Raw genomic sequence first — 13602 nt, forward strand, 5'->3', positions numbered from 1 at the left:
GCTAAACCCCGCATTATGGTCATTTCAGGCGGCGTTATCCTCAGGCATTAGAATTTCACGTTTCCCTGCATGGTTGGCCGCACTAACCAAACCTTCGCTTTCCATACGTTCAATAAGGGATGCGGCGCGGTTATACCCAATACGAAGTTTACGTTGGATATAAGAGGTCGATGCTCTTTTGTCGCGGCGCACGATTTGGATGGCTTCTCGGTAAAGGTCTTCTTCCACATCACCAGAAGAGACACCCATGGCGGCGTCAGCGACAGACACGTCTTCTTCTGGTTCGTCGGTTAGTCCTTCAACATAGGATGGCTCACCAGTATCTTTCAGGAAGTTTACAACTGCTTCAACTTCTTCATCAGACACAAAAGGACCGTGCACACGGTTTAGTTTTCCACCCGATGCTTGATACAATAAGTCACCCATACCAAGGAGCTGTTCGGCACCTTGCTCTCCCAATATTGTACGCGAGTCGATTTTGGTCGTAACCATGTATGATATACGGGTAGGGAAGTTGGCCTTAATTGTACCTGTGATGACATCAACAGATGGACGTTGGGTTGCTGTGATCAGGTGAATACCCGCAGCACGCGCCATTTGCGCTAGACGCTGAATTAAAGCTTCAATTTCTTTACCTGCAACAATCATCAGGTCGGCCATCTCATCAATCACCACAACAATGTGAGGCATTGGGCGCATATCAATGATTTCATTTTCCCAGATTGGCTCGCCGGTGTCGCTATTATATCCGGTTTGAATTGGACGTGTGTAGGTTTCACCTGACTCGCGGGCTTCGGATGCTTTCTTGTTGAAGCCTGAGATATTCCGGACACCCATTTTGGACATAACTTCGTAACGGCTTTCCATTTCCCGTACTGTCCATTTTAGGGCTGCAACTGCTTTATTCGGGTCTATCACAACAGGGGAAAGTAGGTGGGGGATGCCTTCATAGATTGAAAGCTCAAGCATTTTTGGGTCGATCATAATGAATCGACATTCTTCTGGGGTCAGTTTGTACAGCAATGATAGGATCATCGCATTGATACCAACGGATTTACCTGAACCTGTTGTACCCGCAATCAAAAGGTGAGGCATTTTAGCAAGGTCGGCGACTGTCGATTCACCACCAATATTTTCACCGAGCGCAAGTGGTAGAGATGCACGAGAGCGTGTGAAAGCTTTCGAAGATAGTAGGTCACGGAAGTAAACTGTTTCACGGTCATCATTTGGAAGTTCTATACCGATGGCATTTCTGCCAGGGACAACAGCCACACGTGCAGCTGTGGCACTCATTGAACGAGCAATATCCTCAGCTAGAGAGATAACACGAGATGATTTTGTTCCGGGCGCAGGCTCAAATTCAAATAGGGTTACAACAGGACCGGGACGAACTTCTGATATTCGACCTTTAACCCCGAAATCTCCCAATACGACTTGTAGCAATTCTGCCATTTCAAGCAATTTCGTTTCATCATGATCTGAACGACGCTCTGGTGGAAGTTGAAGTAGATCAATTGGAGGTAAACGGCTGCCATCATTGAGGATTGGAGCTGAGATAGAAGATTGAGGTGTTGCTGGTTGAGGTGCTCTCACTGGTTTAACAGAAACAGGCGCAGGAGCGGGTGCCTTAGCAGGCATGTCTGTATTTGGCTGAGATGCTCGGTTACCAAAGAGCGTTGATTTAGGAGTTGTTTCCTCGATAATTGACGAAGCCGGCTGTGTTTCTACGACTTTTTCTGCCAAACGTTGTCGGACGGGAATAGTAGGTCGTTCAGAGTTTTCGATATTGCGTAGGAAGTTGTCTTCTAAATGTGGCTCCATTTTTTCCGGATCAGGCAAAGCAGCTTGTTGAGGGTTTCGGCTTCTCATATTCTCGAAGAAAGAGTTTGCACGATCACGCAACCCTGCCACATCGCGAATTTCAGCTTCATCATGTTCGGTAACAACTTCCATCGGAATTGCTTTTCCGCGCTTAAATGAGTTCCACATTTGACCAATTGTTCTGAAAACAGCAATTCCATCATCAGCGCCAAGGCCCATAGCAATGGCCGCAAACAAAACACCAGCAATACCGGTTGTAATGGACGCTAGTAAAACAGGATCAGGTGCCCCAAAAGCTGCAAACGGTATAGATGCAAAATGGTTTAATCTTTCGCCTGCCATACCTCCAAGTCCCGTTGCCAATGGCCAATTGCTTGGGATGGGCCATCCAGCCAAACAAATACATGTCATACTAATTGCCATCATGCCCCAGAACCAACGAGAAGGGCGACGTGGGCCAATGCCAAATGTACGGTAAACACCGCCAATCATAAGGCCAAAACCGGCTAGCCATGCTGTCCATCCAAATGATTGCATTAGAAGGTCAGCAGCGACAGCTCCTGTAGAACCAAACAGATTTGAGGTTTCTGCATCCGATGCGACGTTTAAACTAGGGTCTGTTGGTGAATGGGAACCGTAGGCTCCACAAATAAACACGCCCAGGGCAAATGCCATAACGCCAGTCATCATTCGATGAAATCCGCTAGGTTTACGACCTGGGATTTGATATTCAGCATCAATGTGCTGTTGATGCTGCACGCGATTTGAAAGTTGCGTAGAAGGCATTTGCGGCGTCCTCATGACAAGGGAGTGAAGGTTATCTGCCTCTACCTTGACGCCTGCCTCTTAACGAGGCGCAAACGGAATGTGATTTCTTTGTGTTTTTGATGAAATTTATTTTCGTGATTAGCCATAATCACTGAAAAAAGAAAAACCCCCAACATTTGTATGTCGGGGGTTAAACGTAATTCGAGTTCTAAAAATTAGATCGTCAGATCTTATTTCGTGAAGTCAGGGTAAGCAGCTACACCACATTCGTTGAGGTCTAGGCCTTCCATTTCTTCTTCTTCGCTTACGCGGATACCCATAGTCACTTTTAGGATCATCCATACGATTGCAGATGTAATTGCAACGAAAGCACCGACTGATACAACACCAAGTGCTTGAACACCAAAGCTTGTACCTTCAGTTGACAATGGAACGATCATTGTTCCCCAGATACCACATACCAAGTGAACTGGGATCGCACCAACAACATCATCAATTTTGAATTTGTCTAGCAATGGGATTGTAAGAACAACCAACACACCACCAACGGCACCAATCAAGATCGCAACTGGGAAGCTTGGGTCAAGAGGACCCGCAGTGATCGAAACTAGACCAGCAAGTGCACCATTGAATGCCATTGTTGAGTCAGTCTTTTTGTAAAGAATAGTTGTTAGGATCATTGCAGCCATTGTACCAGCAGCAGCAGCAAGGTTTGTGTTTAGGAAGATAGTCGACACAGCGTTGATGTCGTCAAATGTACCGGCAGCAAGTTGTGAACCACCGTTAAATCCGAACCAACCAAACCAAAGGATGAAAGTACCTAGAGCAGCCAATGGGATGTTTGAACCCGGCATTGGAACTGTTTTACCATCTACATATTTACCCAGACGTGGTCCAAGAATAATAGCACCAACTAGCGCTGCCCAACCACCTGTTGAGTGCACAAGTGTTGAACCAGCAAAGTCAGAGAAACCAGCAGCTGACAAGAAGCCGCCGCCCCACTGCCATGAACACTGAATTGGGTAGATGATACCAGTCAAGACAGCTGTGAAGATAAGGAAAGGCCAAAGTTTAATACGTTCAGCAACTGTACCTGATACGATTGATGCTGTTGCAGCAACGAACACCATTTGGAAGAAGTGGTCTGAACCAGAAGAATAGCCAGTACCTAGATCATCAGCTGTTTCCCATGGTGCGAAAGTACCGATATATCCTTCAACGATCCAGTTTCCGTCACCAGGGTATAGAAGGTTGTATCCAACAAGCCAGAACATAAGCCCAGCGATTGAGTAAAGCGCAATGTTTTTAGTTACCTGCGTTGCAGCGTTCTTTGAACGTACAAGGCCTGCTTCTAGCATACAGAAACCTGCAGCCATAAACATAACAACCAGACCACCAAGTAGGAAAAGGTATGTGTTATCTACATAAGCAGAAACGTCAGAAGCTGAAGGAACTTCTGCCTCTTGTGCGAAGGCTGCCACACCACATGTTATGGCAGCAAGTGTGGCGGCCCCCGCCAGTTTGCCAGTCATTCCGGATCTCATAGATCTGAACCCCTCTCTAAAAAAAACCTCATTGCACTCACTATTTGAATGCGATCGATGCTAAAGAGATTGTGCAGAGGCTAATCAGACAAGTTTTGAACTCTGTTGAGAAAGAATCGATGCAATAATGAGCAACCCACGAGCACCGTTTTGGCATATCGCCCAATTCCTGTGCGAGTCTGGACGCATTTTAATGTGGAGCATACAATAAATTTATGGAACTTTATCCACAAACCAAACCTGATTATGAGATCGTTATTTCCGGAGCAGGCCCTGTCGGTTTGAGTCTCGCTATTGCTTTATGTGACTTGGGGTTTGAATGTCTGGTCGTAAGCAAAGATGGTGATTTTGAACCTCAAAAAGGTAATTTCGACGGGCGCGCTTATTCAATTGCACCCGCTTGTTGGGCAATGTGGCGTGTTTTTGGTATATGCGAGGCTCTAGAACCTTTCGCGCAACCAATCCTGAAAGTTGAAGCAGAAGCGGCAAATTTTTCACCTATCTGCTTTGACTTTGAAGAGGATGAAGAAATTGATGGACCATTGGGTTACATTGTTGAGACCCATGCTATTTTGTCCACTTTGTGGGAAAAAGCCCGGAAAACGGCGGGTCTAACTTTTAAATCAAACACTAAGTTGAGCGGCATAAAGACGCAATCGGATAGGGTTCTGATCAGCTTAAATGATGACGACACTAAGATTTCTAGCAAATTATTGATTGGATGTGATGGTCGCGAGAGCTTTGTACGAAAAACTGCGGGAATTGAATTTGCTGGCCATGACTATGAAGCCAAGGGCATTGTAGCGACAGTAGAACTTACCAAGCCGCACGAAGGCGTGGCGCGTCAGGTATTCCTAAAAGGCGGGCCTTTCGCTGTGCTTCCGCTGAAGAATAATCTTGCTAGCCTAGTGTGGACAGAACGTATCGTTGTTGCGGATTCTCTTATGACTCTAAATGATTTGGATTTTGAGTTAGAGCTAAGAGAGAAAGTAGGAGATTTTCTAGGTGAGTTTACACTAAAGAGTGGTCGTTTTGCCTATCCTTTGAAAATGAGAATTGCCGATACATTCTCCACAGATCGTATCGCTCTGGCTGGTGATGCAGCGCACACTATTCACCCTTTAGCAGGACAGGGTTTGAATTTGGGTTTGAAAGATGTTGCTGCATTAGCCGAAACGATCGGTAAAGCTGCACATGTTGGTCTGGATATTGGTAGCACGCTTGCTCTGGAGCCATATGATGAATGGCGGCGAGCTGACACGATTAATATGGCGCTAGGCATGGATGTCTTGGATAAAATGTTCAAAGCACCGCCAGCTCTTAGGGGACTTGTAGGATTTGGTATGTCTCTTATGGGTAAAAGCGAACTTGCGCGTTCATTTTTAAGTCGTGAAGCCAAAGGCGTCTCGGGTCGTAATATGCCGCAATTATTGCAAGGCCATCCTATTCAGTTTTAATCTCGGCTTAGACCGTATTCTTTTAGACGTTTTTGATAGGCTTTCATGCGGGGCTTCTGGTTGGTTGCCAATTCTTTTAGATAGGGCCAACTATATAGTCCCGAATTATGTCCATCGGAGAAATTGATCCGAAGTGCATATCTACCGACTGGATCGGCACTTGTGACGGAAACATTTTTTTTCCCAGCTACGGGGGGAGGGGTTTCGCCGCCATGTCCACGCGTTTCCGCGCTCGGGCTTTCTACACGCAGCAATTCATATGGAATTTCTCCTTCAAAACTATCATCAAATGATATTTTTAATAGGGCTTGGTCTTTGATAAAACGTATTTCAAGTGGCCAGCTTCCATCGTCTTCAGGGCGCTTTTTAAACATTTTAATTGTCGTCCAGCTCGCGGGCTTCGTCGATCAGCATGATGGGAACCCCTTCTCTTATAGGATACGCAAGGTTCGCCTTTTTCGAGATCAACTCGTTTGTTTCCTTATCATATGAAAGCGGGCCTCGGGAGGCGGGACATATCAAAACCTCTAACAATCTTGGATCGATTCCCGGTTGTGCCGATTTTGAACTTGTATCGGTTTTACTCATTGCAATAATCCGCCATTTCCCGATGCATCCATATGAAGAAGTGAAATTAAAGCTTCACCTCTTTCCTGCAGTGTTGGAAACTCTAATAGCATTTGTTTTTCGATTGTGGAAAAGGGACACCCTGACGCAAGTGCGTTTATCAGCGTTTCCATAGGTGCATCTGTTACAGCATCCCAGTCAGTTTTAATTGCATTCGCTGCAAGATATGTTTTGAGTGCAGATATTAGATTTTCACGAGAAATATCAGGCTCTTTGGTACTGACAGGTTTCATGTCTCCAAGAAAATTTTCATAACTAACTGTTGCTGTCCGGTAGGGGCGAGTCATTTCTTGTTCTTCTACGATCTGAAAGCGACACATTCCGCGAAGATTTATCATGTATCGTCCATCATCCGTTTCGGAATAGGAATTGATACGGCCCAAACACCCGATTTTCAGCAATGGTGGGTTTTCGATAAGCGGTTTCTCACCCGGTCCATCTGGCAGAAATGGCTGGATCATACCGATAACCCGATTGGAATACATCGCATCATCAACCATGTTTAGATAGCGAGGTTCGAATACATTCAGTGGCAAATTTCCACGTGGAAAAACAATAGCGCTTTCCAAAGGAAAAATGGGAATCACTTTGGGTAAATCCTCAGCTATTCTGAAAATGGGTGGAGACAAATTTTATTCCTTTAATTTCTAATCACTGGGAAAGTTAGTTAAACAATAGCGACGATAGGCGCCGGCGTCCTGATTTAGAGACTTCTGCAGTTGGGCCGGCTGCTTCAAATATTTTGAGCAATTGTTCTTTTGCAGCGCCTTCATTCCAGTCTAGATCCTTTTCAAGGATTTCCAAAAGCTGATTTGCAGCGTCTTGGTGATTACCTTTTGCGGACAGAGATTTTGCTAGGTTAAATTTAGCTTCAAAATCATCTGGATTAACTGAAAGTTTAGCTTGCAGATCAGAAGATGCATCGTCAGTAGAGCCACCATCGTCAGATAATTCTATCGCAGTTAAGACCGATTTCACCTGAGGCATTTTCTGAGATTCTTCGGGAATGAGGGCAATAACTTCTTTTGCGCGGTCATATTCTCCCTTAGCAACGAAACAACGTGCCATACCCACCATAGCATCCACATTGTCAGGCATGGCTTGTAGAATTTGAGCATAAATTGCAGCCGATTGGTCCAGCTCGCCATCTTGGAAGGCTTGAGCTGCGGCAGCTAAAGCTTGCTCAATTTGTTCTAAAGCTCCGCCGGCACCGGCTTTTTTGATAAATTCTACAATCTGACTTTCGGGAATAGCGCCCTGAAAACCGTCAACAGGCTGACCATCTTTAAATGCAAAAACTGTCGGGACAGAACGCACGCCCAATTGACCTGCAACGCCTTGGTTTTCGTCAATATTGATTTTTACCATGCGCACTTCACCGTTTGCTTGGTTCACAACTTTTTCAAGCGATGGAATGAGTGTTTTACAAGGTCCACACCAAGGCGCCCAGAAATCAACGAGAACAAGAGAGTGTTTTGAAGCCTCAACAACATCCTGCATGAATGTCTGATCGGAACCATCAATGATCCATTGTGCATCTTCGCCATTGGGTGGAAAAGAGCCAGAAGAAATATCCATAGAAATCGTCCTAATCTTGTGTGTCGCTGCGTGTGTTCTGTTTCGCGTATGTTAGTTTGAATATACTACATGGTTGTCATTATGCCATGGTGCAACAGTGAAGCAGTGTGCAAACTGGGTGTTTAGTGCCTAAATTTCGTTAAAATCAATCCATTCAAGGCCGCGTCCGGTGGATTCGATAAATCGAGCAAACCCTTTTTGGCTAATAGATGTAGTCATGTCGTTTCTTAGAGGGTGAAAATTTAGCATCTCAAAGTCGAGAAGTTTTTCATCTGCCAGAAACCGAACGCGGTTTTGTGTATCATGCATCAGCGCGAATGCTGACACTGAACCAGCTGTGACTTTTAGTGTTTCCCACAATAATTGTGGCTTCGCAAAAGAAAGCCGCTGAGATTCAATAAGCTTATGCAATTGGTTTAAACGTATTTCTGTATGTGCCCACGCGCTTATTAAGACCAATTGCCCTTTTTTATCTTTGAGGAACAGATTTTTTGTATGTCCTCCAGATATCTCGGATTTAAGAATACTGGATTCCGCCACTGTATGTGTGGGCAAATGAGTCTCAGTTGAGTATTTGATATTTTGTTGGTCTAGGCACTTAAAGACTTCCAATTCAGGACAGCGAGAAAAATCACTAGCTTCTGGAAAAATATTTTGAGGCTTATCTGGCATTAATAGGGTTCGAATATTCATTCTCAAAATCCTTCTTCCGAATATCCTCGCTTTGACGAGGGTGGGAGAGGGATTAATCATGATCCGTTGGCAGCTGCAATTGAATAGGCTAACTATCTGACAATATGATCTGGGGATAAAGCCCATTTAAAAAGTTTATCACCACATTGATGGCGAACTCTCGGCGGAGAAAAGTGTGAAACTCGATTGTTATAAATTACATGAATACGTTCCAGACCTTATTCCGGCTAGATCACGACGTGACTGGATGGACAAGTTCACAGATCGACATCCATATCGCTGCCTGCCACTGACTATGGCTAACTCTACCGGTTGGGAGATTTTATGTCAGACAGGACTTACTATCGAGTGGGATGGGGGCCCGACAAAAGCGAGCATAAAAATTCAGGCCGATGAAGTGTGGCCTCCCGTCGAAAATGTAGCGGACAGCCATTTTCACGAAGGTGTTTTGACATTTCACACCGGATATTTATTTCGAACGCCACCAGGGTGGGGAGTATGGGTTCAAGGACCGCCCAATGCACCTAAAGATGGCATATATCCATTGGCGGGCTTGGTTGAAACCGATTGGTTGCCATTTCCATTTACAATGAATTGGAAGTTTACACGCCCCGGTAAAGTGCGATTTGAAAAAGGAGAGGCATTTGCCTTCTTAAACCTTATTGAGCACAATAAAATGGAGGATGTGCAACCAACTCTTCGTATGCTGGATGATAATGTGTCTCTCAAACAAGAGTATGAAGAGTGGGCAAAGTCGCGCGGGAATTTCATTGATAAACTAAATACGGGTGATCAAGGTGCTCTGCGGGAGAAGTGGCAACGTCATTATATGCGGGGTACTAAAACGACAGGTGAATCTGTAAACACGCATGTCACGAAACGCAAAATGAAAGCTCCCAAACCTCCATTACCTGGCCTATAGAAGCTGAAAATGTCGAAAGTGAAAAATTCTGCGATTCATTGAATTTTTTACTTGCATGAAAATCAACTTTGCTGTTTAACAGCGCCTCCAACGGAAGAAAATTCCTTTGGCCATATCGGATGCGGGTGTAGCTCAGGGGTAGAGCGCAACCTTGCCAAGGTTGAAGTCGAGAGTTCGAATCTCTTCACCCGCTCCAGATATTTTTCTTTAAAATGAATAGCATACTCACCTTGATAGTCAGCAAGTATGCTTTTTGACATTTTTATGCAGCTGTTAATCCGCCTTTTAACATTTTGTCCCATGCTTCTTCGGCAGAATTTGCATAACTAAATAAATCTAGATCTTCAGCGTTTATGGTGCCTACATCTATTAGGTTTTGTAGATTGAATGTGGATGTCCAGAACTCTTCATCAAACAGGATGATTGGAAGTTTGGTTGTGATTTTCATTGTTTGACGCAAGCATAAAATCTCAAACAATTCATCCATTGTGCCAAAACCACCAGGAAAAACGACAAGTGCATTCGCGCGCATGGCAAGGTGCATTTTGCGCATGGCAAAATAGTGAAATTGAAAAGTGAGGTCCGGTGTAGAATAGGGGTTTGGCACTTGTTCATGCGGTAGGGTGATATTGAAACCTATATTTGGTGCACCTGCATCATAGGCACCGCGATTTGCGGCTTCCATAATACCGGGGCCACCACCCGTTGCCACAACGTTTTGGCGGGGAGATTGTTTACTATTTAAGGCTCCGCCTCGTTCAGAAATGATGCGGCCCAATTCTCTGGCTGCATTATACCAATTTGCGTGATTTTCAGGACCATCCGGTTTAAAACGCGCTGACCCAAAAACGACGACTGTTGAGGCAACGCCCCAATTGCGCAAATGCTCTTCAGCTTTTGCATATTCCAGCATGAAGCGGACACCGCGCATGCTATCTCCTAGTAAGAAATCCTCATCTAGAGCAGCTAATTTGTAGGACGGTGACAGCATGTTTTCGGGGATATTTTGGGAAGATTCTTCAGGTGTTTTTGAATATGTCATGAAAATAATATAGGCCTTGAATTTGAAAAAGGAAACTCAACCAACTGTTATTACGTGTTTTTCTGAACAGTGTTTGAACGCTAATAGGTTGTTGTGCGCAATTTTATGTGGCTACCAGCTGTAGAAGGTTCAATAGAAAATCCATTTGGTATTGTGCGTTTCACTTCTTCAACATGAGATATTATTCCAACAAGGCGGTTATTGTCTGCCAAGGTGTGAAGTGTTTGAAGTGCAAGGTCTAACGCGGCGGAATCTAAGCTGCCAAAGCCTTCATCAATGAAAATGGCATCAAGACGGACACCGCCAGATTGTTGTTGAACCACATCTGACAAGCCTAATGCCAAGGCAAGAGAAGCGAGAAATCCTTCTCCACCAGACAGAGATGAGGTGGCGCGTAAACTCTCGGTATGTGCATCAAATATCAATGTATCCAAACCTCTAGAAGCATTTCCGCCTTGTCCGCCAGCTTCTCGGCGTAATTCAAATCGACTATCCGTCATTGGGCCTAAACGTTGATTGGCGGCATCTAAAACATCATCATACATGGCAGCAATGGCGAAATCGACCAGCTTTAATTTATAGGGGTTTGTACCATTTGTGAGGTCAGACATTTCACCCAATGGTGCATATTCTGCGTTGAGTTTATTTAATTCTTGCGTCGCTTTTTGCACGGATTCGAGTGTCGTTTTTAAGTGCAATTGCCGTTGAGTTACTGTGTTTAAAATGTTGGATGCGTGATCAACTTCTGTCTCTGCAGTGCTAACTTGGTGTTGAAGTATCGTGAGATCCTCACGTTGCACATTTTGAGTTGCGAGCTTTGCTTGTTCAATGCGTGTTTTGACCGAAATGAGCGCGGCGGAATGGTTCTCTACAGCTTTTGAAATTGCATCTCGTTTTGGGAATAATAATTTGGCGGCTTGAAATGAAGCTTCATCAAGTTTTGCTTCAATCAATGCCGATTCAAAATTTGCCGTTTCAGAGTTTACGCGTTTGAGTGCGCGATTTTCTGTCTCTTGTTTGTCATTAAGAGAGGTCTGCGCGTTGCTTAAAATAGATGCAGTTTCACGTTCTGATATTTCGGCATTTTCTAGCTCTTTTTTGAAACCATCAATTTTGCTTTTATTGGTTTCTAGCTCTTTTTCTAGTTTGCCGACTGTCTGATAATCTGTGGGTATTTTGGCGATAGCATCATCATATCGAGATTGCGCGGTGTTGTGCGCAAGTTGATTTTTCTCATGTTCAACTAAAATTGTCTCAAGCCGGTTTGAAACTTCTATTTCTTCTCTTTCAATGAGGGATATCTTTTGGTTGATGGCTTCAAGCGTCGGCAAATCATTTAGTTTTTTAAGTTCGATTGAATGATCGTGCAGGGCTGACTTTAGGGCGTCAGATTCAGTTTTTGGTTTTTCCAATTTGGAAAATAGTTCTAATGAAGAATTATAATTGGCCTTGTCGGCTATCAAAGCATCATTTGCTTTTCGCTCTTCTTCGCCAGCAATTTTATATGCTTTTTCTGCTGCTCTAAATGCAGTATCTAATCCTTGTGAACTAGCATCACCTTTTGCTAGTTTGGGGTGGTCCTTGCTGCCACAAACGGGACAATTATCACCATGCTTTAGTTTTGAGGCGAGATGTAGTGCTTGCACATTAGCTAATGCTTGTTCAGCGACATCTAATTCTGTTTGAGCATTTTCTAGTTTTGCTTTTGAAGCTAAGTGATTTGCTTGGCTGGATTTAAATTTGGCTTCAAGATTTTGGGTTTGTTTTTGCGCGTTTTCATAGACTGAGTTAGCAGCGATTTCAGTGTTTAGGCGTTCAATTTCTTTTTCAATATTTGCAATTGTTTTGCCGCGCTCAATGGCGTTTTTTGCGCTGGTAGACAGCTCTTTTAAGTGCGTTTTTAACGCAGCTTGTTCTTGTTTGGCTGCATTTGCTTGCGCGTGGCTGGTTTTGCGTTGATCGGTTTTTGTTTTTAGATCTGTGGCTAAAGAGATCGTCGATTTTTGGATATTCAGCAAAGCATTTAGCTGGTTTTGGGTTTCTGATAGGGCTTGAATCTCAGAGGTTTGCTTTTGAATATCTGTAAGTTTTACTTTAGCAGATGCGTTTGCTTTTTCAGCTTTTTCAAGGTTAACTTTTGCTTCAATTTGTCTTTGGGACGCTTCTTTGTGATCAAGTTTCGCACGCGATAATCCAGCTTCTAAACCCAATAAAGATTCAGCGCGTCTTACCTTTTCCAAATCTGCTTTGCGGGCATCAATATCTGATTGATTGGCTTGCAAAGTAATGAGGTCAGCTTTTGCTTTTTCTAATTCCACAAAACGGGCATCATTGGATTTGGCTTTTTCGAGAGTGTCGCGTTTTGTTGAATGGTTTTTCTTGGCGGCATCTAATGCGGCTTGGGATTTTTTGACCTGTTCGTGAGCTTCTTTGATTGCCAGCTCTAAAGCTTCAAATGTTTCGTGGCCACTTTGCATTAAGCGGTCATCCCTGCGAATGCGGGCTGTGTTCACTTTTTCATGTAGAGCTTTGGCTTCTTCTTTTAGTTTGTCTTGAAGCTTTTCATATAAGGAGACGTCAAATAATTGGCGCAAAATCTGGGAACGGTCTTTGGTATTGGCATCCAAAACTTTACGAAATTGGCCTTGGGGCAATAAAATAATTTGACGAAATTGATCTGCGGAATAGCCAAGTAATTCAGAGATAGTTTGCTCAACGACAGATGTTTTCTTTTCGGCAATGGCTTTGCCGCGATTAGCATCTGTTATGTCTTGGGTATTTAAACCGCTTGCATCAAAGAGCCATGCTTGATGCAATTGCTGGGTTGTCTTGCCGCCTTTTTTTGCCAAACGCTCCTGAGCAGGGATACGGCGCACGACATAGCGTTTATCTCCTAGATCAAATACGAGTTCGACTTCAGTGAGCATATCCAATGGGGCGTGGTCTGATCGAAAATCTTTTCCATCACGTTGCGCACCTGATGATTGTCCAAATAAAGCAAAGCATAAACCATCAAATATGGATGTTTTACCAGCACCGGTCGGACCATAAATACCAAACAAACCGACATCGAATGTTTGTTCGAAATTGATAACTTCTTTGCCGGCAAAAGGGCCAAATGCTTGTAATGTCAATCGAATAGGGCGCATA

General features: G+C 44.1%; 11 protein-coding genes and 1 tRNA gene. 3 read left to right on the forward strand and 9 right to left on the reverse strand.

Translation table 11 applies throughout. The features are described from left to right. Positions 1 to 24: 24 nt before the first annotated feature. Complete coding sequence (locus HBAL_RS00085) at positions 25 to 2607, reverse strand: DNA translocase FtsK (protein WP_012777877.1); 2583 nt, start codon at positions 2605 to 2607, stop codon at positions 25 to 27. Positions 2608 to 2819: 212 nt separating this feature from the next. Beyond that, on the reverse strand, positions 2820 to 4133 hold the full coding sequence (locus HBAL_RS00090) for an ammonium transporter (RefSeq protein WP_012777878.1): 1314 nt from the start codon (positions 4131 to 4133) through the stop codon (positions 2820 to 2822). A gap of 215 nt (positions 4134 to 4348) precedes the next feature. Here HBAL_RS00090 and HBAL_RS00095 point away from each other — a divergent pair, with 215 nt between their 5' ends. After that, entirely contained in the window at positions 4349 to 5590 is a 1242-nt protein-coding gene (locus tag HBAL_RS00095; protein ID WP_012777879.1) for an FAD-dependent monooxygenase, read from the forward strand. On the opposite strand, the gene HBAL_RS00100 is transcribed toward HBAL_RS00095, so the two are convergent. The 5 genes from HBAL_RS00100 to HBAL_RS00120 form a co-directional block, all read right to left on the reverse strand. Continuing rightward, complete coding sequence (locus HBAL_RS00100) at positions 5587 to 5964, reverse strand: gamma-butyrobetaine hydroxylase-like domain-containing protein (protein ID WP_012777880.1); 378 nt, start codon at positions 5962 to 5964, stop codon at positions 5587 to 5589. The genes HBAL_RS00095 and HBAL_RS00100 overlap by 4 nt on opposite strands. Before the next feature lies 1 nt (position 5965). Then, positions 5966 to 6178 carry a Trm112 family protein gene (locus HBAL_RS00105; RefSeq protein WP_012777881.1) on the reverse strand — a complete coding sequence of 71 codons (213 nt, stop codon included), beginning with the start codon at positions 6176 to 6178 and terminating at the stop codon, positions 5966 to 5968. Then, entirely contained in the window at positions 6175 to 6846 is a 672-nt protein-coding gene (locus HBAL_RS00110; RefSeq protein WP_012777882.1) for an LON peptidase substrate-binding domain-containing protein, read from the reverse strand. The genes HBAL_RS00105 and HBAL_RS00110 overlap by 4 nt, the downstream gene beginning before the upstream one ends. Positions 6847 to 6880: 34 nt before the next feature. Further along, the gene (gene trxA, locus HBAL_RS00115; RefSeq protein WP_012777883.1) at positions 6881 to 7795 is read right to left on the reverse strand and encodes a thioredoxin; all 915 of its coding nucleotides are present in this window, start codon (positions 7793 to 7795) and stop codon (positions 6881 to 6883) included. Positions 7796 to 7924: 129 nt separating this feature from the next. Continuing rightward, positions 7925 to 8488 (reverse strand): prolyl-tRNA synthetase associated domain-containing protein, encoded by a 564-nt coding sequence (locus HBAL_RS00120; protein ID WP_012777884.1) that lies wholly within the window; start codon positions 8486 to 8488, stop codon positions 7925 to 7927. 175 nt (positions 8489 to 8663) lie between these two features. Between HBAL_RS00120 and HBAL_RS00125 the strand changes: the two genes are divergently transcribed. Both HBAL_RS00125 and HBAL_RS00130 read left to right on the forward strand, forming a co-directional pair. Continuing rightward, positions 8664 to 9410, forward strand: a complete 747-nt coding sequence (locus HBAL_RS00125; RefSeq protein WP_012777885.1) for a DUF6065 family protein — start codon at positions 8664 to 8666, stop codon at positions 9408 to 9410. Between the two features lie 121 nt (positions 9411 to 9531). Next, positions 9532 to 9606 (forward strand) — tRNA-Gly (locus HBAL_RS00130). Between the two features lie 66 nt (positions 9607 to 9672). On the opposite strand, the gene HBAL_RS00135 is transcribed toward HBAL_RS00130, so the two are convergent. After that, positions 9673 to 10452, reverse strand: coding sequence for an LOG family protein (locus HBAL_RS00135; RefSeq protein WP_012777886.1), 780 nt, complete (start codon positions 10450 to 10452; stop codon positions 9673 to 9675). A gap of 80 nt (positions 10453 to 10532) precedes the next feature. Then, positions 10533 to 13601: an AAA family ATPase gene (locus tag HBAL_RS00140; RefSeq protein WP_012777887.1), complete on the reverse strand. Its 3069-nt coding sequence runs from the start codon at positions 13599 to 13601 to the stop codon at positions 10533 to 10535. Position 13602: the final 1 nt, after the last annotated feature.

Source organism: Hirschia baltica ATCC 49814, from assembly GCF_000023785.1.
Classification (GTDB): domain Bacteria; phylum Pseudomonadota; class Alphaproteobacteria; order Caulobacterales; family Hyphomonadaceae; genus Hirschia; species Hirschia baltica.

Excerpts from the sequence above, each read along its gene's own strand:
- HBAL_RS00120 (WP_012777884.1), bottom strand. The coding sequence starts at position 8,488 with ATGAATATTCGAACCCTATTAATGCCAGATAAGCCTCAAAATATTTTT.
- trxA (WP_012777883.1), bottom strand. The coding sequence starts at position 7,795 with ATGGATATTTCTTCTGGCTCTTTTCCACCCAATGGCGAAGATGCACAA.
- HBAL_RS00095 (WP_012777879.1), top strand. The coding sequence starts at position 4,349 with ATGGAACTTTATCCACAAACCAAACCTGATTATGAGATCGTTATTTCC.
- HBAL_RS00105 (WP_012777881.1), bottom strand. The coding sequence starts at position 6,178 with ATGAGTAAAACCGATACAAGTTCAAAATCGGCACAACCGGGAATCGAT.
- HBAL_RS00135 (WP_012777886.1), bottom strand. The coding sequence starts at position 10,452 with ATGACATATTCAAAAACACCTGAAGAATCTTCCCAAAATATCCCCGAA.
- HBAL_RS00100 (WP_012777880.1), bottom strand. The coding sequence starts at position 5,964 with ATGTTTAAAAAGCGCCCTGAAGACGATGGAAGCTGGCCACTTGAAATA.
- HBAL_RS00090 (WP_012777878.1), bottom strand. The coding sequence starts at position 4,133 with ATGAGATCCGGAATGACTGGCAAACTGGCGGGGGCCGCCACACTTGCT.
- HBAL_RS00140 (WP_012777887.1), bottom strand. The coding sequence starts at position 13,601 with ATGCGCCCTATTCGATTGACATTACAAGCATTTGGCCCTTTTGCCGGC.
- HBAL_RS00085 (WP_012777877.1), bottom strand. The coding sequence starts at position 2,607 with ATGCCTTCTACGCAACTTTCAAATCGCGTGCAGCATCAACAGCACATT.